This is a genomic window from Nocardioides conyzicola (assembly GCF_039543825.1).
In the GTDB taxonomy this organism is placed as follows: domain Bacteria; phylum Actinomycetota; class Actinomycetes; order Propionibacteriales; family Nocardioidaceae; genus Nocardioides; species Nocardioides conyzicola.
On the sequence record NZ_BAABKM010000002.1, the window covers coordinates 2,739,265 to 2,763,876 of the forward strand.

The window sequence follows — 24,612 nt, forward strand, 5'->3', positions numbered from 1 at the left end:
TGTCATCGGACGGCGCCGGTCAGGGGTCCCAGACGCCGTACGGCGGAGCGTGCCGACAGCAGGGTGAGCGCGACCGTCCCCACCACCAGCAGGGGCGGCAGCCACAGCTGACCGTCGGGCACGACGCCCTCGTGGCGGGCCACCGCGAACGGCACGATCGTGGCCAGGGAGGCGACGAGCCCGAGGACGACGCCGATGCCCGCCACGATCGCCGCCTCGGCGACGACCGAGCGCTCGACCTGACGTGAGGTGGCGCCGAGCAGCCGCAGCCGCTGCAGCTCGGCCCGCCGGCCGGCGACCACCGCCGCGAACGCGTTGACCACCATCACGGCTGCGAAGAGCGCGACCATTCCCGTGATGACGTTGTTGAGCAGGTTGATCGTGTCGCCCTCGGGATGGCCGGCGCCGATCGTGCGGTGGTCGATGCCGACCAGCATCAGCACGCCAACGGCGCCCGCGGTGAGCACGATGACCGGGGCGAGCACGCCCCCGAGGAGCTGGGAGCGGCGGGAGGTGTTGTAGGCCGCCAGCCATCCGACGACGCCGGACCGACCGACCGTCGGCGCCACCAGCCGCGAGGCCCACCGCAGCAGCACGGGGGAGAGGACGGCCAGGCCGACCCCGACCAGGATCGAGCTCGACCCGCTGGTGCTCATCGCGGCGTACGGGTCGTCCTGGTGGGCGGTCACGGTGATCGTCACGACCGCCATGCCGACGCCGTAGGCGACCAGCAGCAGCCCGATCGCGCTGCGCCACCAGGGCATCCGGCCGGATCCGCCGCGGGCCTCGGCGATGGCGAGGCTGGCCGGCCCATTGGTCGTACGCCGGGCCGTGACGGCTGCCGCGACCAGGCTGGTCAGCCCCACCAGCACGACGGTCCCGCCGAGGGCGGCCGCACCGCCGCCGTAGGCGACGTCGTCGGCGACCAGCCCGCCGTTGCGCAGCAGCGCGAGGAGGAGGAAGCCGGCCGGCCAGGCGACGGCCGCACCGAGCGCGGCGCCGACCGACGTCACCAGCGACGCCTCGGCCAGCACCAGCCGGCGGGCCTGGCGCGGGGTCGCGCCGACCACGCGCAGCAGGCCGATCTCCTCGCCGCGCTGGCGCACCGTGATGGCGAGGGTCGAGGCGACGGAGAAGAGCACGATCAGGCTGCCCCAGCCGCCCACGACCAGGCCCATGATGCGCAGCGTCTCCGCGTCGTCGGCGGACACGTCGCCGCCGGCGGTCTGGGCGAGGGTCGCGAACGCCCCGATCATCGCGGCACCGAGGAAGATCGACAGGAAGGTCGCGGTGAAGGCGGTCGTGCGGTGCCGCAGCGACGCCCAGGCCAGGGTGGTCATGACAGCGCCCCGACCAGCTCGTCGAGGTGCGCCATCTGACCGGCCACGGCGTCCGCGCTCGGACGGTCCATCCGGCCGGCGACCCGGCCGTCGACCAGGAACACCACCGCGTCGGCGTACGCCGCGGCCACGGGGTCGTGGGTGACCATCACGACGGTCTGGCCCAGGGAGTCGACGCTGTCGCGCAGGAGCCCGAGGACGTCGCGGGCGGTCGTGGAGTCCAGTGCGCCGGTGGGCTCGTCGGCGAGCACGACGGCCGGGTCGGTGACCAGCGCGCGGGCGATCGCCACGCGCTGCTGCTGGCCACCCGACAGGGCGTCCGGGAGGTGTCGCGCGCGGTCGCCGAGGCCGACCCGGTCGAGCAGGTTGCGGATGCGGGCCCGGTCGTGACGACGACCGGCGAGCCGCAGCGGGAGGCCGACGTTCTGCTCGGCGGTGAGGTAGGGCATCAGGTGGAAGCCCTGGAAGACGAAGCCGATCCGCTCGCGGCGCAGCCGGGTGCGGTCGTTCTCGTTCCAGTCGGTGACGTCCTGCCCGTCCAGGAGCACCCGGCCGCCGGTCGGCCGCTCGAGGCCGGCCGCACAGCCGAGGAACGTGGACTTGCCGGAGCCGGACGGTCCCATGACCGCCGTGAAGGTGCCGGGCGCGAAGGCCAGGTCGACGCCGGCGAGCGCGGTGACGGCACCGGCGCCCTCGCCGTACGTGCGGGTCAGGTCGTGGACCTCGAGTGCGTGGATTGAGTTCATGCCTCCGACGCTAGGAACGCGCGAGCGCCGCCTCGATGGGCCTGGACCGCCGGTGGGGGTGGGGCTAGGCCTACCCCTCGGTCGCGTCGGGCGCCTCGCCCTCGGTGTCCGGGTGGCGGCGGCGGTGCCGCAGCTCGACCCAGAGACCGCGTACGCCGCGGCGCGAGCCGCCGACCTCGGTGCCACCCAGCTCGGTGCCGGGCACGTCGACGGCCTGGATCGCGGCGGCGGTGATGGGCATGACGCCCTCGCCCCGGTAGGCCTCCGGCTCGGACTCGTCGTCGGGCGTCAGCCCGAGGGCGGCGAGCGTCGAGGGCAGCAGCACCTGCACCAGCGAGCGGTAGCCGCTGGCCGAGGGGTGGAACTGGTCCGGCCCGAAGAGCACCGCGGGTGCCGCGGCGAACTCCGGCCCGAGGATCGAGCCGAGCGAGACGGTGCGGCCGCCCTCCTCGAGGACGGCGATGGTCTGCGCGGCCGCGATTCGGCGCGACCAGGTGCGCGCGATCTGCTTGAGCGGCGGCATGATCGGCTTGATGGTGCCGAGGTCGGGACAGGTGCCCACCAGGACCGCCACGCCGGCGTCGTGCAGCCGGCGCACGGCCTCCGACAGGTGCCGCACCGAGGCGGCCGGGAGGACGACGTGGGTGACGTCGTTGGCGCCGACCAGGATCACCGCGACGTCGGGGTCGGTCGGCAGCGCGCGCTCGACCTGGGCGCCCAGGTCCGAGGACATCGCGCCGACGACCGCGAAGCCGCGCAGGTGCACGCGCCGGTCGGCGAGCTCGGCGACACCGCTGGCGAGCACGGCTCCCGGCGTCTCCTCGACCCGGTCCACGCCGTACCCGGCGGCACTGGAGTCGCCGAGGATCGCGATCTTGATCGCCGGGCCCGGTCGGCCGCGGCCGTACCACCCGCTGGGGTCGGGCGGACGCACCGAGCTCGCCTCGCCGATCACCCGCCGAGCGGACTTCGCCTCGAACGTCAGCAGCCCGTAGAGGGCCACGCCCAGGGCGGACAGACCACCCCCGCCGTACACAGCGGCGGAGGCCAGCTTGCGCGCGGCTCCGGCTTTTCCCACGCCCACACCCTACGGACGGCTACCAGTCGGTATGCACGGGGTTTACGTGGTGGTGACTCCCGCATCTAGATTGACTCAATGCAGTACGTGAACTCGCTCCTGGACCTGATCGGCAACACCCCGCTGCTCAGGCTGTCCAAGTCCATGGGCTCCCTGGAAGGCGCAACGGGACCGATCGTCCTGGCCAAGGTGGAGTACCTCAACCCCGGCGGCTCCGTGAAGGACCGCATCGCCACCCGGATGATCGAGGCGGCCGAGGCCGCAGGCGAGCTCCAGCCGGGCGGCACGATTGTCGAGCCGACGTCGGGCAACACCGGCGTCGGGCTGGCGATGGTGGCCCAGGCGAAGGGCTACAAGTGCATCTTCGTGTGCCCCGACAAGGTCAGCGAGGACAAGCGCAACGTGCTCAAGGCGTACGGCGCCGAGGTGGTCGTCTGCCCGACCGCGGTCGAGCCCGAGCACCCCGACTCCTACTACAACGTCTCCGACCGGCTCGCGTCGCAGCCCGGCGCGTGGAAGCCCGACCAGTACTCCAACCCCCACAACCCGCGCTCGCACTACGAGACCACCGGGCCGGAGATCTGGGCGCAGACCGAGGGGCGGATCACGCACTTCGTCGCGGGCGTCGGCACCGGCGGCACGATCAGCGGCACCGGCCGCTACCTCAAGGAGCAGAACCCCGACGTGCAGGTGGTCGGCGCCGACCCCGCCGGCTCGGTCTACTCCGGCGGCTCCGGCCGCCCGTACCTCGTCGAGGGCGTGGGCGAGGACTTCTGGCCCGACGCCTACGACCGCGACGTCGCCGACCGGATCATCGAGGTCTCCGACGCGGACTCGTTCGCGACGACCCGACGGCTCGCCCGTGAGGAGGCGCTGCTCGTCGGCGGCTCGTCCGGCATGGCGGCGTACGCCGCGATCCAGCTCGCGCACGAGCTCGAGGGCACGCCGGAGGGCGAGAACGCCGTCATCGTCGTGCTGCTCCCGGACTCGGGTCGCGGCTACCTCACCAAGGTCTTCAACGACGACTGGCTCGGTCAGTACGGCTTCCCGGTCGAGGGCGTCGAGCGCGTCGTGCAGACCGTGGGGGAGGTGCTGCGCGGCAAGGACGGGCGGCTGCCCGACCTGGTGCACACCCACCCGGGTGAGACCATCGCCGAGGCCGTGGCGATCCTGCAGGAGTACAACGTCTCGCAGATGCCGGTCGTCCGCGCCGAGCCGCCCGTGGTGGCCGCCGAGGTCGTCGGATCGGTGTCCGAGCGTGGCCTGCTCGACCTGCTCTTCACCGGCACCGCCCGGCTCACCGACAGCGTCAGCGAGCACATGTCGCCGCCGCTGCCGTCGATCGGCTCGACCGAGCCGGCCTCCGAGGCCGTCGGGTCCCTCGAGGGCGCCGACGCGCTGCTCGTGCACGAGGACGGGAAGCCGGTCGGCGTGGTCACCCGGCACGACCTGCTGGGCTACCTCGCGCGAGGCTGAACGCCGCTCTCGCCTATAGTGAGAACACGTTCTAGTTCTCAGGAGTGCGGATGACGGCGACCCCGGCGATCGACGGCTGGTTCACCACCGGCCCGGACCCGGCGCTGGTCGGGACCCGGTGCACGACCTGCGGGACCGTGTTCTTCCCCCGCAAGGCGGGGTTCTGCAGCAACCCGGCGTGCGCCGGCGACGAGTTCGAGGACGCCGAGCTCTCGCGGCGGGGGACGATCTGGTCCTACACGGACGCGCAGTACCAGCCGCCCGCGCCGTACATCCCCAGCTCCGACCCCTACGTGCCGTTCGCGCTCGCCGCGGTCGAGCTGGCCGAGGGCCTGGTGGTCCTCGGGCAGGTGGCGCAGGGGTACGGCGTCGCCGACCTGCGCGTCGGAGCCGAGGCCGAGCTGGTCGTCGAGACGCTCTACACCGACGAGACCGGCGACCGGACGATCTGGCGCTGGAAGCCCGTCACCGAGATGGGCGAGGAGTCCGAGCAGTGAGCGCACATGACGTGGCCGTCGCGGGTGTCGGCATGCACCCCTGGGGCAAGTGGGGCAAGAACTTCGTCGAGTACGGCGTGCACGCGTCGCGGGCCGCGCTCGCCGACAGCGGCGTCGCCTGGCAGGACGTCGACCTGATCGTCGGCGGCGAGACCGTCCGCAACGGGTACGGCGGCTATGTGGCCGGCGCGACCTTCGCCCAGGCGCTGGGCTGGAACGGCGCCAAGGTCGCCACGTCGTACGCCGCCTGCGCGACCGGCGCCCAGGCCCTCGACACCGCCCGCGCGCGGATCCTCGCCGGCCTGTCCGAGGTCGCCCTCGTCGTCGGTGCGGACACGACCCCGAAGGGCTTCCTCGCCCCCAACGCGGGCGAGCGCTGGGACGACCCCGACTGGCTGCGCTTCCGGCTGCTCGGCATGACGAACCCGGCGTACTTCGCCCTCTACGCCCGGCGGCGGATGGACCTCTACGGCGCCACCGCCGAGGACTTCGCGCAGGTGAAGGTCAAGAACGCCCGGCACGGCCTGGAGAACCCCAACGCGCGCTACCGCAAGGCGGTCTCCGTCGAGGACGTGCTCACCAGCGCCGTCGTCTCCGACCCGCTGCACCTGCTCGACATCTGCGCGACCTCGGACGGAGCGGCCGCGGTGGTGCTCTGCTCGACGGAGTACGCCGCGAGGCACGGGCTCGGCGGCGGCGTGCGGATCAACGCGATCTCGACCGTCACGCCGACCTTCCCCAACACGGTCATGGACATGCCCAACCTCTCGACCGACGCGACGACGGCAGTGCCCGCTGGCGACCTGACGTTCAAGGCGTCGATCGGCGCCGCGGCGTACGAGGAGGCGGGCGTCGACCCGGCCGACGTCTCGCTCGCGGAGGTCTACGACCTCTCGACCGCGCTCGAGCTGGACTGGATCGAGGACCTCCAGCTCTGCAAGCGGGGCGAGGCCGAGCCGCTGCTCCGCGCCGGCGACACGACCCTCGGCGGCCGGATCCCGGTCAACCCGTCCGGCGGCCTCGCCTGCTTCGGCGAGGCGGTCCCGGCCCAGGCGCTCGCCCAGGTGTGCGAGGTGACCTGGCAGCTGCGCGGCCAGGCGACCGGCCGTCAGGTCGAGGGCGCGCGCGTCGGCATCACCGCCAACCAGGGCCTCTTCGGCCACGGCTCCTCGGTGCTCCTCAGCGTCTGACCCCCGCCCCGCGTCGAGTGACGCGAAACGGCCCCCAGAGCAACGTTCTGGGGGCCGTTTCGCGTCACTCGACGATCTCGGGTGGCCCAGGTCACGACCAGAGGGGGTACGACGGACCCCCCTGAAACACCCCTTCCCAGACTTTGAGAAAGTTTTCACAAGCGCGAGGAAGGGACCTTTGGCCCGTTCCGGGGGACCCACGGCACGGGCGCGAAGGGCAGGGTCTTCCTAGCGTTGACCCGTCGCAGTCGCTGCGTAGAAGACTTCTGGGGAGACCACGTTGGACAGCATTCTCGACATCGCCCGGTGGCAGTTCGGCATCATCACCGTCTACCACTTCCTGTTCGTCCCGCTGACGATCGGGCTCACCGCCCTGGTGGCGGTCATGGAGACCCAGTGGCTCCGGACCAAGAACCCCGAGTGGCTCCGGCTGACGAAGTTCTTCGCCAAGCTGATGCTGATCAACTTCGCGATCGGCGTCGTCACCGGCATCGTCCAGGAGTTCCAGTTCGGGATGAACTGGTCGGACTACTCCCGCTTCGTCGGGGACGTCTTCGGCGCCCCGCTCGCGGTCGAGGCGCTGCTGGCGTTCTTCCTCGAGTCGACGTTCCTCGGCCTGTGGATCTTCGGCTGGGACAAGCTGCCGCGCGGCCTGCACTGCGCTTGCATGTGGATCGTCCACGTCGGCACGCTCGCGTCGAGCTGGTTCATCCTCGCCGCCAACTCCTGGATGCAGCACCCGGTCGGCTACCTGTACAACCCCGACAACGGTCGCGCCGAGCTGACCGACTTCTGGGCCGTGATGTTCAACAAGGTGCAGCTCGCGACGTTCCCGCACGTGATCCTCGCGGCGTACATGACCGGAGGCGCCTTCGTCCTCGGCGTCTCCGCCTGGCTCTACGTGTCCAAGCGCCACCAGCCGGACCGCACGACGTACCGGATGGCGATCCGGCTCGGCGCCTGGGTCGTCCTGGTCGCGGGCCTCGGCGTCGCCGTCAGCGGTGACTACCAGGGCAAGATCATGACCGAGGTGCAGCCGATGAAGATGGCCGCGGCCGAGGCGCTCTACGACACCGAGGCGCCGGCGTCGTTCTCGGTCATCACGATCGGTACGCCGGACGGGAAGTCCGAGAAGTTCGCGATCAAGATCCCGCACCTGCTGTCGTTCCTGGCCACCGGGACGTGGGACGGCAAGGTCGAGGGGATCAACGACCTGCGGGCGCAGTACCAGGAGAAGTACGGCCAGGACCCGGGCGCGCGCTACTACGACCCGTCCGGCAACTACTCGCCGATCATCCCGGTGACGTACTGGTCCTTCCGCTACATGATCGGCCTCGGCATGTTCGCGGCGTTCCTCGCGACGGTGATCCTCTTCCTCACCCGCAGGGGCCGAGCGCCGACGACGAAGTGGTTCGGCCGGATGGCCATCGGTGCCCCGATCCTGATGCTGCTCGCCAACTCGGCCGGCTGGATCTTCACCGAGATGGGCCGCCAGCCCTGGGTGGTCTTCGGCCTGATGAACACGTCCAACGGTGTCTCGCCGGGGGTCAGCACGACGGAGGCCTGGATCTCGCTGCTCTCGCTGACCCTCCTGTACGGCGTCCTCGCGGTCGTCGAGGTCGGTCTCATCCTGCGCTTCTCGAAGCGGGGCCTGGACCCGTTCGAGGAGCCACCGGACCCGACGCTCGGCGGCAGTGGCGACGACGACCGCCCGCTGGCGTTCGCCTACTAGGAGAGGAGAGACGACATGGAGCTCACCACCGTCTGGTTCATCCTGATCGCCGTCCTCTGGGTCGGCTACTTCACCCTCGAGGGCTTCGACTTCGGGGTCGGCATGCTGCTGCCCGTCCTGGCACGCGACGACCGCGAGCGCCGGCTGATGATCAACACCATCGGCCCGGTCTGGGACGGCAACGAGGTCTGGCTGCTGACCGCCGGCGGCGCGACGTTCGCGGCGTTCCCGGAGTGGTACGCCACGCTCTTCAGCGGCTTCTACCTGCCGCTGCTGCTGATCCTGCTGGCGCTGATCGTGCGCGGGCTCGCCTTCGAGTACCGCCACCAGCGCCCCGAGGCCGCCTGGCACTCGTGGTGGGACCGCGCGATCGTCGTCGGCTCGTACGTGCCCGCCTTCCTGTGGGGCGTGGCCTTCGCCAACATCGTCCGCGGGGTCCCGATCGACGAGACCAAGGACTTCACCGGCACGATCTTCACGCTGCTCAACCCGGTCGGCCTGCTCGGCGGTCTCGTGACGCTGTTCCTCTTCCTCACCCACGGCGCGATGTTCGTCGCGCTCAAGACCGACGGCGAGATCCGCCACCGCGCGCGGCTGCTGTCGGTCCGGCTCGGGCTGGTCGCCGCGGCGGTCGCGGTGGCCTTCCTGGTCTGGGCGCAGATCCACACCGGCAACGCCGGGTCGGCGGTCTTCTTCGTCCTCGGCGCGCTCGCCCTGGTGGGCGGCATCGGCGCGGCGTACGTCGGGCGCGAGGGCTGGGGCTTCCTCGGCACGTTCGTCTGCATCGCGCTTGCCGTCGCGGGCCTCTTCGTGGCGCTCTTCCCCGACGTGATGCCGTCGAGCACGGACCCGGCGTTCTCGCTCACCACGACCAACGCCGCGGCCACGGCGTACACGCTCAAGGTGATGACGTGGGTCGCGGCGATCTTCACGCCGCTGGTGCTGCTCTACCAGTCGTGGACCTACTGGGTCTTCCGCAAGCGGATCTCCGTGCACCACATCGCCGATCACGAGCCCGAGCGCGTGTCGTGAGACCCACCGATCCGGCGGTACGGCGGCAGCTCGCGCCCGCGCGGCGCCAGCTCGCCGTCGTGCTCGTCGCCGGTGGCATCGGCAGCCTGCTGCTGGTCGGGCAGGCCTGGGCGGTCACCGAGCTGATCCTCGCCGCGCTGGACGACGGCGCCGTCGGCGCCTGGGCGGCGGTCGTCGTCGCGGTCTTCGCGGCCCGGGCGCTGACTGGCTGGACCACCGATGCGATGGCTGCGCGTGCGGCCGCGGTCGTCGGGTCCGACGTACGACGGCGCGTGGTCGGTGCCATCCTGCGCGACGGTGGTGCCGGCGGGTCGACCGGCGAGCTGGCCGGCCTGGCGACCCGGGGTGCGGCGGCGGCCGAGCCCTACCTGACCCGCTACGTCCCCGCCCTGGTGCTGGCCGGCGTGCTGCCGGTCGTGACGCTGGTGGCGATCGCCACGCAGGACCCGATGAGCGCCCTGATCGTGCTGGTGACGCTGCCGCTGATACCGGTCTTCGGGATCCTGGTCGGGCTCGCGACCCGCGACCGGGCCCGGCTGCAGTGGCGCGCGCTGGCGTCGCTGTCCGGTCACTTCCTCGACGTGATGCGCGGCCTGCCGACCCTGGTGGCCTTCCGTCGCGCCGAGGCCCAGTCGTCGACGATCCGCGCGATCACCGACCGCTACCGCCGCAGGACCCTGCAGACGCTGCAGATCGCGTTCGCGTCGTCGGCCGTGCTGGAGCTCGTGGCGACCCTCTCGGTCGCGCTGGTGGCCGTCACCGTGGGCATCCGGCTGTCCAACGGAGACCTCGACCTCCAGACCGCGCTGGTCGTGCTGCTCCTGGCGCCCGAGGCCTACTGGCCGCTGCGCCGGGTGGGCGCGGAGTTCCACGCCGCGGCCGAGGGGGTCGCGACGTTCGAGGCCGCGAGCGAGCTGGTCGACGCGGGGGACCCGACCCCGCACCGGCGTCCCGGCTCGATGCGGCTCGAGCACGTGAGCGTGCTGCGGCCCGGCCGCGCCGTACCCGCCCTCGACGACGTCAGCCTCGCCGTGCCCGACCGGGGCGTCCTGGCCGTCACGGGCCCGTCGGGGTGCGGCAAGTCGACGCTGCTCGCGGTGCTCGCCGGCCTGCTCGAGCCGACGTCCGGCACCGTCCACGGGCCGACCCGCGACCGCATCGCGTGGCTGCCGCAGCGGCCGGTCTTCGTGTCCGGGACGGTCGCCGACAACCTGCGCCTGGCGCTGCCCGACGCGACCGACGACCAGCTGCGCTCGGCGCTGCGGTCGGTTGCCCTGCCGGTCGACCTCGACACCCGGCTCGGTGAGGACGGCACCACGCTGTCCGCCGGCGAGCGCGCGCGGCTGGCGCTGGCGCGCGTGGTGCTGGCGGCGCGGCCGTACGTGCTGCTCGACGAGCCGACGGCCCACCTCGACGCCGCGACGGAGCGGGTCATCGCCGAGACCGTGCGCGAGCTCGGACGGACCTCCTCGGTGGTCGTCGTCGCCCATCGGCCCGCGCTCGTCGCGCTCGCCGACCGGGTGGTCGCCCTGAGCACGCCTGAGCCGGTGCTGGCGGTCCGCGCGGCCTCGGTCGCGGGGGCCATGCCGTCGCCGGAGAAGCCTGTGGACGAGAAGCGTCGCGGGCTCCTGCTGCCCACGGTGCTCGGCGGCCTCGCGTCCGCGTCGGGGGTCGCGCTCACGGCCACCGCCGGCTGGCTGATCGTGCGGGCGTCGTACCAGCCCGCGATCCTCACGCTGGTCGTCGCGATCGTCGCGGTGCGTGCCTTCGGCATCGCGCGCCCGGCGCTGCGCTACGTCGAGCGCCTGCGCTCCCACGACGTCGTGCTGCGGATGCTCGCCGACCGCCGGGTCGCGGTGTACGACGCGGTCGTGCCGCTCACGCCCGGTGCGTTGGGGCGGCGTCGCGGGGACGTGCTCGCGTCCGTCGTGGACGACGTCGACGCCGTGCTCGACCGGGAGCTGCGGGTGCGGATGCCGGTGCGCGGGTTCGCCATCACGGCGACCGTGGCCGTCGCGTTCGCCGCCTTCGCTGCGCCGCCTGCGGTGGCCGTGGTGCTGGGCGTCTGTGCTGCCGCAGCGGCCGCCTACACCCTCGCTCGGGTGGGGGCGACCCGCGCCGAGCGCGCCGCCGTCGCCACCCGCGCGCGGCTCTCCGACGCGGTCGTCGAGGTCACCCAGACCGCCAGCGAGCTCGCGATGTGGCAGGCCGAGGCGCGCGCGGTCGACGTGGTCGTCGGCCTGAGCGCCGACCTCGGTCGCCGTACCGTCGCCGCCGCGACCTGGCTCGCCACGGCCCGGGCCCTGGTCCTGCTCGCGTCCGGGGTGGGGGTCGCGGCTGCTGCGCTCGTGATGCCCGGCGCCGTGTCCGGCCCGATGCTCGCGCTGCTGGTGCTGCTGCCGCTCGCCCTCGGCGAGCCGGCGTCCTCGCTGGCCGACGCCGGCGCGCTCGCGGCCCGGACCCGGGCGGCCGAGGACCGGCTGGCCGCACTGTCGGCGCGGTCGCCGGCCGTCGTCGACGCCGTTGCGCCGGTCCCGCTCGTCGGCGACACGATGCGGCTCGACGCGGTGTCGGCGGCCTGGGACGACCGGATCGTGCTGCACGACCTGGACCTGCTGATCGAGCCCGGCGACCGGCTCGCGGTCGTCGGCCCGACCGGCTGCGGCAAGAGCACGCTCGCGTCCCTGCTGCTGCGCTTCGTCGACCCCGTGAGCGGCGCCGTACGGCTGGGCGACCGGTCCCTGACCGAGCTGTCCCTCGACGACGTGCGCCGGACCGTCGGCCTGGTCGACGACGACCCGCACATCTTCGCCACGACCTTGGTCGAGAACGTCCGCCTGGCGCGCCCGTCCGCGACCGACGCCGACGTCGAGGTCGCCCTGCGCCAGGCGCGCCTCGGCGCGTGGCTCGACGCCCTGCCCGACGGCCTCGACAGCTGGCTCGGCGACGGGCACGCCCAGGTCTCCGGCGGCGAACGAGCCCGCATCGCGATCGCCCGCTCCCTGCTCGCCGACCAGCCGGTGCTGGTCCTCGACGAGCCGGCCGCCCACCTCGACGGCGCCACGGCCGACGAGCTCGCCGAAGAGGTCCTCGGTGGCGAGCGTCGCCGTACCGTCGTGTGGATCACCCACGCCGACGCCGGCCTCGACCGCGTGGACCGGGTCGTCAGCCTCGCCTGAGTCCGCGCCCGGCCCTATGCTGCCGACGTGACGTGGCGTCCCGGCGTGCTCGACGTAGGCGTGCTCTGCCTGGTCGGATTCTTCGGCGTCATCCTCACCTTGGGCGCGATCACGAGTGCCGTGGAGCGCGACCCCACCGCCGTCGTCTGGGCGCTCGGGGCGCTGGTGGTCGTGGCGCTGACGGTGGTGATCTGGCGCAACGGTCGCGGAGCACCGCTGGCCCGGCTGCTCGGTCTCGGTGCGGTGATCGCCGTCCTGGTGATGGCCGGGTCCCTGGTCGTCGCGGCGCTGGTGGGAGCTCTCCTCATCGCCGACCTGCTCCACGGCTCGCGGGTGACGGGTGGGGCCGCCTGACGACGGCACGTCCCATGCAGCTCATGGAAGCTCCTGCGTGCCGACGACGGAGAGCAGCTCGAGCTTCTCGTGGCTCTCACTGCCCGGGACGGCGGTGTAGACGAGCAGCAGATGCGCCTGGTCGGGGTCCTGCAGCGTCTGGCAGCGTAGGTCGAGCACGCCGAGCATGGGGTGCTGGAACTTCTTCAGCTCCCTGGGTCGAACGCCCACCTCGTGGGTCTGCCAGAGGCTCTCGAACTCAGCGCTCTCCTGCCGCAAGCGGGTCGCGAATGCGGCAGCGCGGGAGCCGGGCCCCCGCTTCGTGGCCAGCTCACGCAAGCCGGAGGCGAACATCCGGGACATGAAGTCGTGCTCCTCCTCGACGTACAGCGCCCGGGTGGCGGGCTGCGTGAACCAGCGGTAGCCGATGCTCCGGTCCGGACCTCGGTGCACCGACATGTCGCCGACCAGGGCAACCCCGAGCGGCGTCTGCCGCAACGTCTCACCGAGCTCGGTGACGATCTCTGCGGGGGTGTCGCTCAGCCGGTCCAGGATCCTGAGCATCCCCGGGCTGACGTGCTCGCTGTCCACGCCGCGGCTCGGCGGGTGGTGACCGGCCAACCGGTAGAGGTGGTCGCGCTCGTCCAGGCTCAGGTGCAGGCCCTGTGCGATCGACGCGATCATCTGCTCGGAGGGTTGCGGCCCGCGTTCCTGCTCCAGGCGGGAGTAGTAGTCGGGGGACATGTGGCACAGGACCGCGACCTCCTCGCGGCGCAGGCCGCTGGTCCGCCGCCTCTGTCCCCGCGGCAGACCCACGTCCTCGGGCGGCAGTGCCTCCCGTCGGCCGCGCAGGAACCCAGCCAGCTCTCCTCGGTCCACCCCACCGCCTCCTCTCGTCAGGCGTCCCACCTTCGCAGGTCCCGAAGCGGCTATCCACGGATCGTCGGTCCCCCTCTCGGGCTCTTGGAGGGACCGGTCAACCACGGATCGGCAGACCGTGGATGTGGTCCCGCACGTCTGCGCAGACTCGTGGAGCAACGACCGAGCCACCACCGAGGAGCACGACATGACGACGAACGCCGACCTGACCATCCCCGGACTCAGGGGGCGACGCGCTGTGATCACAGGCGCCAGCGACGGGATGGGGCTGGTGATGGCCCAGCGTCTCGCCGGCGCCGGCGCCGAGGTGATCCTGCCGGTGCGCAATCGCGCCAAGGGAGACGCAGCCATCGCCGCCATCCGCGCCGTGCATCCTGACGCGAACGTCTCCCTGCGCGATCTCGACCTGTCCTCGCTCGCGTCCGTCGCCGCTCTCGGCGAGACCTTGAGCGCCGAGGACCAGCCGATCCATCTCCTCCTCAACAACGCCGGCGTGATGACCCCGCCCGAGCGCCAGACGACCGTCGATGGTCTCGAGCTCCAGCTCGCCACCAACCACCTCGGGCACTTCGCTCTCGTCGGCCACCTCCTGCCGAGCCTTCGCGCGGGAAGGGCACGCGTGACGTCGCAGCTCAGCGTCGCCGCGGCTCGCGGCTCCATCCGATGGGACGACCTGTCCTGGACCAGCGAGTACGACGGCATGAAGGCCTACCGGCAGTCGAAGATCGCGTTGGGACTCTTCGGGCTGGAGCTGCACCGCCGGAGCACGGCCGAGGGCTGGGGCATCGTCAGCAACCTCGCCCACCCCGGTGTCGCGCCGACGAGCCTCCTGGCCGCGCGACCGGAGATGGGTCGGGACCAGGACACCGGTGCGCGCCGCGTCGTACGACTGATGTCTGCCCTCGGCCTGGTCGGAACGGTGGAGACGGCAGGCAGGTCCGCCCTCTACGCCGCCACCTCACCGGACGCCTCGGGCGGGCGGTTCTACAGTCCGAGCGGTGTCGGGCACCTGACCGGGCGCCCCGCGGAACAGAAGCTGTTCAAGCCGCTCCAGGACCAGCAGGCTGCGCAGCGGATCTGGGCGGTGTCCGAAGACCTGACCGGCATCCGGGTTGCTGGCTGAACGCGATCGACCTACGTGCGTCGGTGGAAGGTGACCTTGCCGGTGGGTTGGTGGGTGGTCTCGTAGGTCGGGTCGTGGGCTCGGGCGTGGTGGCGGGGGCAGAGCACGCCGCCGTTGGCGAGGTCGGTGTTGCCGTCGTCGGCCCATCTCTGCCAGTGGTGGGCGTGGCAGAGCCAGGGTGGCCAGTCGCATCCCTCGGCGACGCAGCCGCCATCCCTGATGCCGAGGGCGGTGAGCTGAGCCTTGGTGAAGAACCGCTTGGCTCGGCCGACGTCGAGGACCTCGCTCTTGCCGTCGAGGACGACGGGGAGGATCCGGGCGGTGCACGCCAGCCGGCGGACCTGGCTCGGGCTGATGCGCTCGCCGGTGTCGAGCACCCCGGCCTTCTCGAGCCTTCCGGTCAACACGTCGAGGTCGATGTGGATGACGATGGTGGCGTCGGTGCCGCCCACCTTGGGCAGGTCCTTGGCGGAGATCCGTTCGATGAGCTCGGCGAACGCGCTCCCCATCCGCTGCGGGCCGGGGCGGCGTTCGACCCCGGGCCCGTGGGTCGCGGCCTGATGCTTGGGTGCCGCGATCGCGAGAAGCATCTTCTTGAACATCGCCGCCTGCACGGTCGGCATGGTGAACCGGCCGTGAGTCTTGCCGTGCCCGTCGTCGGTCATCGTCAGCCGCATCGCCTGCGCGGCCTTGGCCTCCTCCTTCTCCAGGAGGTCAGCCTCGTGCTGGTCCGCCAGGTCCGGGGCCACCACTTCCAACAGCCTCCGGCCGAGGATCCGCAACGTCTTCGCGTCATGCTCAGCAGCGGCCTCGACCAGGTGGCGTTCCGCGCGGATCACGAGGTCGGGGTCCAGGTCCTGCGGGAGCTCCTTGACCGCGCGGACGATCACGACCGCCTGCTCCGGCCGGAGGTCGCCGACAGCGAGCGCATCCCGGACGTGGTCGTGGGTGTCCAGGTCGTAGCCGAGGTGCACCACCCCAGCAGCCGCCGACCGGGTCATCCGAGTCTGATGCGCCAACCAGGTGGCGGTCGAGGTGGCACCGACGTCGGTGCCGACCTGCAGCTCGTCCGCGTGCCGCGCGACCCGGGCGCGGAGCTCCACGACCTGCGCCTCGAGCCGGGTCAGCTCCAGCAGCGTCGACGCGGCCTCGGCAGAAGACATGGACCACACCGACGCATCCACCACGGCGTCGACGAGGCCGCGCATCCGCGCGGTCGCCGTCGCCACCTGGTGGTGAGGTGTGGTCATCGCTGTCATGGGACTAGCCAAGCACTGCCCACCGACAGTCAGAGGCCTCAGACGGCTTTATACAGGGTTGTAGGTCACGAAAAGGTCACGATCTCGATGGCGGGAGGGCGGTTGGCTTTCCGGGGTTTCGACACGGGCCTAGCGGCCCTGCTCTACCAGCGGCGGTGGGTTGCGGCCGGAAACCCGGGCGCCAACCGCAACCCACCGCCCGCCGTACCCGCGTAACTGCCTATCGGCGACCAGTTCGAGCAGACCCGCGGGCCGCGCTCATCGCCCTGCCTTCACGTCCGGGGTTTCGAGACGGGCCTGGCGGCCCTCCTCAACCACCGGGATCAGGGACCCGTGGCCGGAAAGTCGGGCGCCGACCGCCACCACCCACCCGCCGTACCCGCGTAACTGCCTATCGGCGACCAATTCGAGCAGACCCGCAGGCCGCGCTCGTCGCCCTGCCTTCACGTCCGGGGTTCCGAGACCGGCCTGACGACCCGAGCGGCCCGCAGGCAACGGACAGTCGGACGCACTCGGGACCTTCGACCCGCGCGCGAGAGCAGACCGGACTGGTACGAATGACCTCATGCCCGAGGAGTCCCGCACGATCCGCGTCTACCTGCTCGACGACCACGAGGTCGTCCGGCAGGGGCTGCGCGCCCTGCTCGAGAGCCATGACGACATCGAGGTCGTGGGCGAGTCCGGCTCGGCGGTCGACGCCGCCAACCGGATCCCCGCGCTGCGGCCCGACGTCGCAGTCCTCGACGCCCGTCTCCCCGACGGGTCCGGCATCGAGGTCTGCCGCACCGTCCGCTCGGTCGACCCGACGATCCGGGCGCTGATCCTGACGTCGTACGACGACGACGAGGCGCTGTTCGCTGCGATCATGGCGGGGGCGTCCGGCTACGTGCTCAAGGAGATCCGGGGCACCGACCTGATCGCCGCGATCCGTCAGGTCGCGGCCGGCAACTCCCTGATCGACCCGAGCATGACGGCCCGGGTGCTGGAGCGGGTGCGGCACCCGCAGACCACCGCGCCCGAGCTCGCCGACCTGACCGAGCAGGAGCTCAAGCTGCTCACCCTGATCGCCGAGGGGCTGACCAACCGGCAGATCGGGGAGCGGATGTTCCTCGCCGAGAAGACGATCAAGAACTACGTCTCCAGCATCCTGGCCAAGCTCGGCCTCGAGCGGCGCACCCAGGCCGCCGTGCTGGCCAGCAAGCTGCTCAGCCCCCGCTGACCCGCAGCGGGACCCGCCACACGAACGACGTCCCCCGCGGCTGCCGCGCGGTGAGCTCCAGGGTGCCCCCCAGGGCGGCCGCCCGGCGACGCGCGTTGCGCAGACCGCTCTCGGCAGCGACCTCCGGGACACCGACGCCGTCGTCGAGCACGCTCAGCCGGACCTCGTTGCCGTCGACGGTCAGCTCGATCTCGGCGTGGTCGGCGGCCGCGTGCCGGGCCACGTTGGAGAGCGCCTCGCGCAGCACGGGCAGGAGGTGGTCGCGGATCTCGGGCGGTACGGCGGTGTCCACGGGCCCGGTCGTCTGCACGGCCGGGGTGAACGTGAGCACCGGCGCGTACTCCCGGGCGAGCAGCCGCAGGTCGGCCCGCACCGACGGCCCGCGGTCGCGGCGCTGGAGCTCGAAGATCGTGCCGCGGATGTCCTTGATCGTGAGGTCGAGCGCGTCGACGGCCTGGTCGATGCGGGCGGCGACCTCCGGGCTGCCCGCCAGGGAGCCGGCCGCCTGCAGCTGCAGCCCGGTTGCGAAGAGCCGCTGGATCACCTGGTCGTGCAGGTCGCGGGCGATCCGCTCGCGGTCCGAGGTGACCGCCAGCTCGGCGCGGTCGCCGATCGCCTGCGCCCGGTCCAGGGCGAGGCCGGCCTGGTCGGCGAAGGACGCCAGCAGCGAGCGCTCCTCGTACGACGGGGGCAGGGCCGCCTTCTCGAACAGCATCACCAGGAGCCCGCCGGCCACCAGGTGGGTGCGCAGCGGCACCAGCGTGGCCGCGAAGTCGCCGAGGACGACGTCCACCGGCGCCACCTCGGGGTCGGGCCACGGGCTCTCGGTGATGGCCGCCAGCGACGCCTCCACGGCGTCGTACGCCGTCGCGTCGGCCGCGACGGTGTGCACCGGGACACCGTCGACGAGCCGCAGCACCGCGGCAGCGCTGGCCCGCGACGTCGACCGGGCGGCCCTCGCGAACTCGTCCAGCGCCCGGTCGACGTCGATCGGCGGCTGCATCGCCTCCGACAGCTGGGCGGAGGCCTCGAGCCACTCCCGTCGACGCTCGCTCAGCCCGTACGCGCGGGCGTTGTCGATGACGAACCCGGCGGTGCTCGCCAGCGCCTCGACGAGCAGCTGGTCCTGCTTGGTGAAGGACTGGTCGCCGGCCTTCTCGGTCAGGTAGAGGTTGCCGAAGACGGTGCCGCGGATCCGCACCGGCACGCCCAGGAAGGACTGCATCGGGGGGTGGTTCGGGGGGAAGCCCGACGACTGGGGATGCTGCGTCAGGTCGTCGAGCCGGATCGGCTGCGGATCGTGGATGAGCAGCCCGAGGATGCCTCGACCGTGCGGCAGGTCGCCGATCCGAGCGCGCTCCTCGTCGGTGAGCCCGGTGGTCACGAACTCGACGAGGAAGGCGTCGCTGCCGATCACGCCGAGCGCGCCGTACCTCGCGTCCGTCAGCTCGGTCGCCGCCTGGACGATCCGCTCGAGCACGGCGTGCAGGTCGAGGTCGGAGGAGATGGCGGTGACGGCCTCGAGCAGGGCCTTGGTGGACGTCGGGAGGTTGTTCTCGTCGCCGGGCACGGGCACAGTCTGCTCCCTGCGGCGCGCGAGCGGGTCAGACAGCGCGACGCACGGGCAGGGTCGCGAGGGGATCCCAGTCCGCACCGACCTGGCGGCCGCTCAACGACGTCCAGCGCAGCCGCAGGTAGAGGTTCCGGCTCCCGGCCGCCCACGGACGGGGCTCCCAGGTCGCGCGGATCCGGTCCAGGTCCATCGGGTCGGTCACGACGTCGGCCCGACCGCGCGCCACCACGCTCCAGCCGCGCCACCGGTCGTGGTCGAACTGGTCGACCTCGAACGCGAGCACGGTGTCGCGGCCGTAGGTGCCGAGGACGCTGTACGGCGAGGTCCGGATGATGATCGCGTCGCCGACGACGGAGAAGTTGACGGGCACGATGTGCGGGCCGTCGGGGCTGGACAGCGCGACCCGTCCGGCGACTCCGGCGCGCAGCAGCTGCTCGCACTGGTCCGGACTCAGGTCGATCACGTCGAGCATGACAGCCTCCTCAGGTGGTCTTCCCACCATCGTGCGTCGTGCCGGAGCGCTGCCGCAGGGCCGTTGGTCCCGAGTTCGTGAGGACGACGCCTACGGGCGACCGCTGAGCGTCATCAGCTGCATGACCGGGAAGTCGTCGGCCAACCACGACGGCTGGACCTCGCCCACGACCGTCCACCCCCGGTGCCGGTAGACCTCGACCGCGCGGTCGTGCACCGGTACGACGTCGAGCACCGGCTGCCGGCCCGACGCGATGATCCAGTCGACCGCGGTGTCGTGCAGCCGGCCGCCGACGCCGGTCCCGATCGCGTCGGAGCCCACGAAGAGGACGGCCAGCTCGGCGAGCTCCTCGGTACCGGTCGCGGCGACGAAGTGCTCGCGGAGGTGACCGCCGAGCGCATAGACGGCGACGTGGCCGACCACTCGGCCGTCGACCTCGGCGACCCAGGCGCGCTCCTCGCCCGGCCGCACCAGGAAGTCCTCGACGGGGAGGGGCAGCGGCCACCGGACGGGGTACTGCGTCGCGGCCTGCTGCTCGGCGAGGACCTGCGCCAGCACCGGGACATCCTCGGCGCGGCGCTCCCGGATGATGACCGTCACGCGAAGTCGCCGTCCACGTAGACCCACCGACCGCCGCGCTGCTCGAACCGGCTGCGCTCGTGCTGCTCCCCGGCCACACCGCCGCGCTCGTACGACGCGGTGAACTCCACCCAGTCGTCACCCGCACCGAGGATGGTCAGCCCGGTCCAGGTCCGGCCCGGGTCGGGGGAGAGGTCGTCGGGCCGCGTGCGCGGGTGCCAGGTGCGGAAGACGTAGTCGGAGTCGCCCACGGCGTACGCCGCGTAGCGCGACCGCATCAGCTCCTCGGGCGTCTGCGCGAGAGCGGCGCCGCGGTGCAGCCGACCGCAGCAGGCGTCGTACGACGCACCTGATCCGCAGGGGCAGTTCTGTTGCAGGGCCACCCCGTGACCCTAGGTGCAGCCGAAACGGAGACGTAACCCGTTTGTGGAACAGCGCAGTAGCGTGAGGGAGTGACTTCCGCACCTGACATCGCCACCGTCGGTCAGCTCCGCGCCTCCGGCCACGTCCAGCAGACGCTCCGCGAGGAGATCCGCACCAACCTGCTCGCGGCCCTGCGCGAGGGACGCGACCCGTGGCCTGGACTGCACGGCTTCCAGGACACCGTCATCCCGCAGCTCGAGCGCGCCCTGATCGCCGGTCACGACATCGTGCTGCTCGGCGAGCGCGGCCAGGGCAAGACCCGGCTGCTGCGCACGATGGTCGGCCTGCTCGACGAGTGGACCCCGGTGATCTCCGGCTCCGAGCTCGGCGAGCACCCGTACGAGCCGATCACCCACGCCTCGCAGATCGCAGCGGCGACGTACGGCGACGACCTGCGGGTCTCGTGGCGGCACCGCGACGAGCGGTACGCCGAGAAGCTCGCGACGCCGGACACGAGCGTCGCCGACCTGATCGGCGACGTCGACCCGATGAAGGTCGCGGAGGGCCGCTCGCTCGGTGACCCCGAGACCATCCACTTCGGCCTGATCCCGCGCAGCCACCGCGGCATCGTCGCGATCAACGAGCTGCCGGACCTCGCCGAGCGGATCCAGGTCGCGATGCTCAACGTGATGGAGGAGCGCGACATCCAGATCCGCGGCTACGTGCTGCGGCTGCCGCTCGACGTGCTCGTCGTCGCGAGCGCCAACCCGGAGGACTACACCAACCGCGGCCGCATCATCACGCCGCTGAAGGACCGCTTCGGCGCCGAGATCCGCACGCACTACCCGACCGAGCTCGAGGACGAGGTCTCGGTGATCCGGCAGGAGGCCGACCTGGTCGCCCAGGTGCCGGACTACCTGGTGGAGATCCTCGCCCGGTTCACTCGCGCGCTGCGCGAGTCCAGCTCCGTCGACCAGCGCTCGGGCGTCTCCGCGCGGTTCTCCATCGCCGGCGCCGAGACGATCGCGGCGGCCGCGCTGCACCGCGCCACCGTGCAGGGCGAGCCGGAGCCGGTGGCCCGCGTGGTCGACCTGCAGACCGCGGTCGAGGTGCTCGGCGGCAAGATCGAGTTCGAGAGCGGCGAGGAGGGCCGGGAGGACGAGGTGCTCACGCACCTGCTCCGCACCGCCACCGCCGAGACCGTGCGCCACCACTTCCGGGGCATCGATTTCGCCGTGCTCGTGCAGGCGGTCGAGGCCGGCGCCATGATCACGACCGGCGAGCAGGTCACCGCGCGCGACTTCCTCACCGGCCTCCCGGTGCTGGGGGAGTCGGAGCTGTACGACGAGGTCTGCGACCGCCTCGGCGCCACCAACGACGGCCAGCGGGCGGGCGCCATCGAGCTCGCGCTCGAGGGGCTCTACCTCTCCCGCAAGGTCGGCAAGGACACCGACGGATCCGAGACCGTCTATGGCTGAGCTGCACGTCGAGGTCGTCCTCGGTGCGGGCTCGCGGACCTTCACCGGAGGAGCCCTGCTCGACCACGGATGGTCGGACGAGGGGATCACCGTCGACGCCGAGCCGACCGGGGCCCACCAGCTGCTGGTGTCGGTCGGCTGCTGTGTCGTCAACGACGTCTACCGGGAGGCCCAGCCGGGCGTGCAGGTCGACGGTGTCACGGTGCGCGTCTCGGGCGAGCTCGACGCCGAGTCCTGGGCGCGGGCCGAGATCACCTACGAGGTCGACATCGACTCCCCGGAGGACGAGGACGTGATCGCGCGGCTGCTGGCCCAGGTCGAGGCCGTCGCGGAGATCCCACGGGTGCTCCAAGGAGAGGTCACGGTGGGCCGGCGATGAGGAACCGCTCCCGTTTCAAGAGGTACGACGGCGGCGACCCGCTCGCCCCGCCGGTCGACCTGGCCGAGGCGCTCGACGCCATCGGCGACGACGTGATGGCGGGCTACTCGCCCGAGCGGGCGATGCGCGAGTTCCTGCGACGCGGCGGCCGCGACCAGAGCGGCCTCGACGACCTGGCCCGCCGGGTCGCGGAGCGGCGGCGCGAGCTGACCCAGCGGCACAACCTCGACGGCACCCTCCAGGAGGTCAAGGACCTGCTGGACAAGGCGGTGCTCGAGGAGCGCAAGCAGCTCGCCCGCGACGCGATGATGGACGAGGGCGACCGGGCGCTGCGCGAGATGCAGCTGGACAACCTGTCGCCCAACACGGCGGCCGCGGTGAGCGAGCTGTCGTCGTACGACTGGGCGAGCCGGGAGGCCCGCGAGGACTACGAGAAGATCAAGGACCTGCTCGGCCGCGAGCTCCTGGACCAGCGGTTCGCCGGCATGAAGGACGCGCTCGAGAACGCCACCGACGAGGACCGCGCCGCCGTCAACGAGATGCTCGGCGACCTCAACTCGCTCCTCGAGAAGCACCGGCTGGGTGACGACACCCAGCAGGACTTCGACGAGTTCATGGACAAGCACGGCGACTTCTTCCCGGAGAACCCGCAGAACATCGACGAGCTGCTCGAGTCCCTCGCCCAGCGCTCGGCCGCCGCTCAGCGGATGCTCAACTCGATGTCGCCCGAGCAGCGGCAGGAGCTGATGGAGCTCTCCGCCGGCGCGTTCGGCTCGCCTGAGCTGATGGAGTCGCTGGGCCGGCTCGACGACAACCTGCAGGCGCTGCGCCCCGACCTCGACTGGGGCGGCTCCGAGCAGATGGGCGGCGAGGAGGGCCTCGGCCTCGGCGACGGGACCGGTGTCTTCCAGGACCTGGCCGACCTCGACCAGCTCTCCGAGCAGATCTCGCAGTCGTACGGCGGCGCCCGGATGGACGACCTCGACCTCGACAAGCTGGCCAAGCAGCTCGGTGACGAGGCCGCCGTCGACGCCCGCACGCTACAGCAGCTCGAGAAGGCGCTGCGCGACTCCGGCACCCTCAAGCGTGGCTCCGACGGCCAGCTCCGGCTGACCCCGAAGGCGATGCGCCAGCTCGGCAAGGCGCTGCTGCGCGACGTCGCTGAGCGGATGTCCGGGCGTCAGGGCAATCGTGACCTCCAGCGGGCCGGTGCCGCAGGCGACCTCTCCGGTGCGACCCGGGAGTGGGCGTTCGGCGACACCGAGCCGTGGCACGTGCCGCGCACCATGCTCAACGGCGTGCTGCGCCGTGCCGGGGACCCCACCGGTCCCCGTCTCTCGATCGAGGACGTCGAGGTGCAGGAGACCGAGGCGCGCACCCAGGCCTGCGTCGCGCTGCTCGTCGACACGTCGTTCTCGATGGCGATGGACGGCCGGTGGGTGCCGATGAAGCGCACCGCGCTCGCGCTGCACACGCTGATCAAGTCGCGCTTCCGTGGCGACGACCTGCAGCTGATCGCCTTCGGCCGGCACGCCGAGGTGATGGACATCGAGCAGCTCACGGCGCTCGACGCGATGTGGGACAAGGGCACCAACCTCCACCACGCACTGCTGCTGGCCAACCGGCACTTCCGCAAGCACCCGAACGCCCAGCCGGTGCTGCTCATCGTCACCGACGGCGAGCCGACCTCCCACCTCGAGCCCGACGGCGAGGTCTACTTCTCCTACCCGCCGCACCCGCTGACGGTCGCGTACGCCGTCCGCGAGCTCGACAACTCCCGACGCCTCGGCGCGCAGACGACGTTCTTCCGCCTGGGCGAGGACCCGGGGCTGGCGCGCTTCATCGAGCAGATGGCCGACCGGGTCGAGGGGCGCGTCATCGCCCCCGAGCTCGATGACCTCGGCGCCGCCGTCGTCGGCTCGTACCTCGGCTCCCGCCGTGGCAGCCGCGGCTCCGGCGGCGGCTCGCTGGGGGACGGCCCCTACCGCGCCGGGGGCTTCGGTGGCTGGGGTGGTGGGCGAGGGTTCTGGGTCGGCGACTGACCGTCGCGGCCGGCGCCCACAGCACCTAGGTCCCGGCCACGTGCCAGGGATCGGTGCAGCCGCAGTTCTTGACCAACGCGTCGTCCGTCGGCCTCGGCTCGGGACACTGCGGTCGCACGCCCCACAGCCGGTCGATCCAGGACAACCTGGCGACCTTCGCCGAGTGGCCGCAGCGCGGACACGCATCCACGGCGCCACCGTACGCCGCCGGCGCCCCGGCGCGACCTAGCCGTGCCGCGGCGGCTGCCAGTCGTCGAGCGGGCGGCGCTCCCAGTTTGCGCACGGCTTCGTCGAGGTGCGGCGTACGCCGGCGCAGTCGGGCATCTCGTCGGGCGCCGACAGCTCGTCGGTCATCAGGTCGCGCACCAGCAGCGCGCGATGCATCCGGTAGCCGCGCGTGACGAGCCTGCAGTCGCAGGTGACGCCGAGGTCGAAGAGCCGCGTCTCCAGCGCCGTCGCCGTGGGCGACTTGAGGTCGCGGAACCACTGCGTCCAGAGCCGCGTGTCGTCGCAACCGACGTCCTCGACCCGCCGCGCGACGAAGCAGGCGAGGCACTCGTAGAGCCCCGGCTCGCAGCCGGGGTCGGCGATCATCTTCAGGAAGAGCTCGGCCTCGTCGGCCACGGACATCTCGGGCATGACA

General features: G+C 72.2%; 22 protein-coding genes. 12 read left to right on the forward strand and 10 right to left on the reverse strand.

Features of this window, described 5'->3' with window-relative positions; all coding sequences use genetic code 11:
- Window positions 1–2: 2 nt before the first annotated feature.
- The 3 genes from ABEA34_RS16400 to ABEA34_RS16410 form a co-directional block, all read right to left on the reverse strand.
- On the reverse strand, window positions 3–1,340 hold the full coding sequence (locus tag ABEA34_RS16400; protein WP_345522461.1) for an FtsX-like permease family protein: 1,338 nt from the start codon (window positions 1,338–1,340) through the stop codon (window positions 3–5).
- The gene (locus ABEA34_RS16405) at window positions 1,337–2,086 is read right to left on the reverse strand and encodes an ABC transporter ATP-binding protein (protein ID WP_345522463.1); all 750 of its coding nucleotides are present in this window, start codon (window positions 2,084–2,086) and stop codon (window positions 1,337–1,339) included. Before ABEA34_RS16405 ends, ABEA34_RS16400 begins: the two co-directional genes overlap by 4 nt.
- Window positions 2,087–2,156: 70 nt before the next feature.
- Window positions 2,157–3,164, reverse strand: coding sequence for an SGNH/GDSL hydrolase family protein (locus tag ABEA34_RS16410; RefSeq protein WP_345522464.1), 1,008 nt, complete (start codon window positions 3,162–3,164; stop codon window positions 2,157–2,159).
- 78 nt (window positions 3,165–3,242) lie between these two features.
- On the opposite strand from ABEA34_RS16410, the gene ABEA34_RS16415 reads away from it, so the two are divergent.
- The 7 genes from ABEA34_RS16415 (at window position 3,243) to ABEA34_RS16445 (ending at window position 12,624) form a co-directional block, all read left to right on the forward strand.
- Window positions 3,243–4,640 (forward strand): cystathionine beta-synthase, encoded by a 1,398-nt coding sequence (locus ABEA34_RS16415; protein WP_345522465.1) that lies wholly within the window; start codon window positions 3,243–3,245, stop codon window positions 4,638–4,640.
- A gap of 50 nt (window positions 4,641–4,690) precedes the next feature.
- Complete coding sequence (locus tag ABEA34_RS16420) at window positions 4,691–5,137, forward strand: Zn-ribbon domain-containing OB-fold protein (protein WP_345522466.1); 447 nt, start codon at window positions 4,691–4,693, stop codon at window positions 5,135–5,137.
- Window positions 5,134–6,327, forward strand: a complete 1,194-nt coding sequence (locus tag ABEA34_RS16425) for a lipid-transfer protein (RefSeq protein ID WP_345522467.1) — start codon at window positions 5,134–5,136, stop codon at window positions 6,325–6,327. The genes ABEA34_RS16420 and ABEA34_RS16425 overlap by 4 nt, the downstream gene beginning before the upstream one ends.
- A 280-nt stretch (window positions 6,328–6,607) precedes the next feature.
- Window positions 6,608–8,059 carry a cytochrome ubiquinol oxidase subunit I gene (locus tag ABEA34_RS16430; RefSeq protein ID WP_345522468.1) on the forward strand — a complete coding sequence of 484 codons (1,452 nt, stop codon included), beginning with the start codon at window positions 6,608–6,610 and terminating at the stop codon, window positions 8,057–8,059.
- Window positions 8,060–8,074: 15 nt separating this feature from the next.
- Window positions 8,075–9,091, forward strand: a complete 1,017-nt coding sequence (gene cydB, locus ABEA34_RS16435; RefSeq protein ID WP_345522469.1) for a cytochrome d ubiquinol oxidase subunit II — start codon at window positions 8,075–8,077, stop codon at window positions 9,089–9,091.
- Window positions 9,088–12,270 carry a thiol reductant ABC exporter subunit CydD gene (cydD, locus tag ABEA34_RS16440; protein WP_345522470.1) on the forward strand — a complete coding sequence of 1,061 codons (3,183 nt, stop codon included), beginning with the start codon at window positions 9,088–9,090 and terminating at the stop codon, window positions 12,268–12,270. Before cydB ends, cydD begins: the two co-directional genes overlap by 4 nt.
- Window positions 12,271–12,297: 27 nt before the next feature.
- On the forward strand, window positions 12,298–12,624 hold the full coding sequence (locus ABEA34_RS16445; protein WP_345522471.1) for a hypothetical protein: 327 nt from the start codon (window positions 12,298–12,300) through the stop codon (window positions 12,622–12,624).
- 21 nt (window positions 12,625–12,645) lie between these two features.
- On the opposite strand, the gene ABEA34_RS16450 is transcribed toward ABEA34_RS16445, so the two are convergent.
- Window positions 12,646–13,482 carry a helix-turn-helix transcriptional regulator gene (locus ABEA34_RS16450; RefSeq protein ID WP_345522472.1) on the reverse strand — a complete coding sequence of 279 codons (837 nt, stop codon included), beginning with the start codon at window positions 13,480–13,482 and terminating at the stop codon, window positions 12,646–12,648.
- 187 nt (window positions 13,483–13,669) lie between these two features.
- Between ABEA34_RS16450 and ABEA34_RS16455 the strand changes: the two genes are divergently transcribed.
- A complete protein-coding gene (locus tag ABEA34_RS16455) occupies window positions 13,670–14,605 on the forward strand; it encodes an SDR family oxidoreductase (RefSeq protein WP_345522473.1) in 936 nt (311 codons plus the stop codon).
- An 11-nt stretch (window positions 14,606–14,616) separates the two neighbouring features.
- Here ABEA34_RS16455 and ABEA34_RS16460 read toward each other — a convergent pair whose 3' ends face one another.
- On the reverse strand, window positions 14,617–15,864 hold the full coding sequence (locus ABEA34_RS16460) for an HNH endonuclease signature motif containing protein (RefSeq protein ID WP_345522474.1): 1,248 nt from the start codon (window positions 15,862–15,864) through the stop codon (window positions 14,617–14,619).
- Window positions 15,865–16,429: 565 nt separating this feature from the next.
- Here ABEA34_RS16460 and ABEA34_RS16465 point away from each other — a divergent pair.
- A complete protein-coding gene (locus ABEA34_RS16465) occupies window positions 16,430–17,083 on the forward strand; it encodes a response regulator (protein ID WP_345522475.1) in 654 nt (217 codons plus the stop codon).
- Here the strand turns inward: ABEA34_RS16465 and ABEA34_RS16470 are convergent.
- From ABEA34_RS16470 to ABEA34_RS16485, 4 genes are all read right to left on the reverse strand, one after another.
- Entirely contained in the window at window positions 17,070–18,653 is a 1,584-nt protein-coding gene (locus tag ABEA34_RS16470) for a GAF domain-containing sensor histidine kinase (RefSeq protein ID WP_345522476.1), read from the reverse strand. The genes ABEA34_RS16465 and ABEA34_RS16470 overlap by 14 nt on opposite strands.
- A 34-nt stretch (window positions 18,654–18,687) precedes the next feature.
- On the reverse strand, window positions 18,688–19,128 hold the full coding sequence (locus ABEA34_RS16475; protein WP_345522477.1) for a pyridoxamine 5'-phosphate oxidase family protein: 441 nt from the start codon (window positions 19,126–19,128) through the stop codon (window positions 18,688–18,690).
- A gap of 90 nt (window positions 19,129–19,218) precedes the next feature.
- Window positions 19,219–19,728: a GNAT family N-acetyltransferase gene (locus ABEA34_RS16480; RefSeq protein WP_345522478.1), complete on the reverse strand. Its 510-nt coding sequence runs from the start codon at window positions 19,726–19,728 to the stop codon at window positions 19,219–19,221.
- Complete coding sequence (locus ABEA34_RS16485; protein ID WP_345522479.1) at window positions 19,725–20,090, reverse strand: YchJ family protein; 366 nt, start codon at window positions 20,088–20,090, stop codon at window positions 19,725–19,727. The genes ABEA34_RS16480 and ABEA34_RS16485 overlap by 4 nt, the downstream gene beginning before the upstream one ends.
- Before the next feature lie 69 nt (window positions 20,091–20,159).
- On the opposite strand from ABEA34_RS16485, the gene ABEA34_RS16490 reads away from it, so the two are divergent.
- From ABEA34_RS16490 to ABEA34_RS16500, 3 genes are read left to right on the forward strand one after another with little or no spacing between them, the layout of a single operon-like run.
- Window positions 20,160–21,548 carry a MoxR family ATPase gene (locus ABEA34_RS16490; RefSeq protein ID WP_345522480.1) on the forward strand — a complete coding sequence of 463 codons (1,389 nt, stop codon included), beginning with the start codon at window positions 20,160–20,162 and terminating at the stop codon, window positions 21,546–21,548.
- Window positions 21,541–21,927, forward strand: a complete 387-nt coding sequence (locus ABEA34_RS16495; RefSeq protein WP_345522481.1) for an OsmC family protein — start codon at window positions 21,541–21,543, stop codon at window positions 21,925–21,927. Before ABEA34_RS16490 ends, ABEA34_RS16495 begins: the two co-directional genes overlap by 8 nt.
- Complete coding sequence (locus ABEA34_RS16500) at window positions 21,924–23,969, forward strand: vWA domain-containing protein (RefSeq protein ID WP_345522482.1); 2,046 nt, start codon at window positions 21,924–21,926, stop codon at window positions 23,967–23,969. The genes ABEA34_RS16495 and ABEA34_RS16500 overlap by 4 nt, the downstream gene beginning before the upstream one ends.
- Before the next feature lie 225 nt (window positions 23,970–24,194).
- Here the strand turns inward: ABEA34_RS16500 and ABEA34_RS16505 are convergent, their stop codons facing one another.
- Window positions 24,195–24,608, reverse strand: a complete 414-nt coding sequence (locus tag ABEA34_RS16505; protein ID WP_345522483.1) for a DUF2695 domain-containing protein — start codon at window positions 24,606–24,608, stop codon at window positions 24,195–24,197.
- Window positions 24,609–24,612 lie beyond the last annotated feature (4 nt).

What these genes read in the sequence shown, in the direction of transcription:
- ABEA34_RS16505 (WP_345522483.1), bottom strand. Translation starts at nt 24,608, where the DNA reads ATGCCCGAGATGTCCGTGGCCGACGAGGCCGAGCTCTTCCTGAAGATG.
- ABEA34_RS16465 (WP_345522475.1), top strand. Translation starts at nt 16,430, where the DNA reads ATGCCCGAGGAGTCCCGCACGATCCGCGTCTACCTGCTCGACGACCAC.
- ABEA34_RS16415 (WP_345522465.1), top strand. Translation starts at nt 3,243, where the DNA reads ATGCAGTACGTGAACTCGCTCCTGGACCTGATCGGCAACACCCCGCTG.
- ABEA34_RS16500 (WP_345522482.1), top strand. Translation starts at nt 21,924, where the DNA reads ATGAGGAACCGCTCCCGTTTCAAGAGGTACGACGGCGGCGACCCGCTC.
- ABEA34_RS16475 (WP_345522477.1), bottom strand. Translation starts at nt 19,128, where the DNA reads ATGCTCGACGTGATCGACCTGAGTCCGGACCAGTGCGAGCAGCTGCTG.
- ABEA34_RS16405 (WP_345522463.1), bottom strand. Translation starts at nt 2,086, where the DNA reads ATGAACTCAATCCACGCACTCGAGGTCCACGACCTGACCCGCACGTAC.
- ABEA34_RS16460 (WP_345522474.1), bottom strand. Translation starts at nt 15,864, where the DNA reads ATGACAGCGATGACCACACCTCACCACCAGGTGGCGACGGCGACCGCG.
- cydB (WP_345522469.1), top strand. Translation starts at nt 8,075, where the DNA reads ATGGAGCTCACCACCGTCTGGTTCATCCTGATCGCCGTCCTCTGGGTC.
- ABEA34_RS16455 (WP_345522473.1), top strand. Translation starts at nt 13,670, where the DNA reads ATGACGACGAACGCCGACCTGACCATCCCCGGACTCAGGGGGCGACGC.
- ABEA34_RS16495 (WP_345522481.1), top strand. Translation starts at nt 21,541, where the DNA reads ATGGCTGAGCTGCACGTCGAGGTCGTCCTCGGTGCGGGCTCGCGGACC.
- ABEA34_RS16400 (WP_345522461.1), bottom strand. Translation starts at nt 1,340, where the DNA reads ATGACCACCCTGGCCTGGGCGTCGCTGCGGCACCGCACGACCGCCTTC.
- ABEA34_RS16420 (WP_345522466.1), top strand. Translation starts at nt 4,691, where the DNA reads ATGACGGCGACCCCGGCGATCGACGGCTGGTTCACCACCGGCCCGGAC.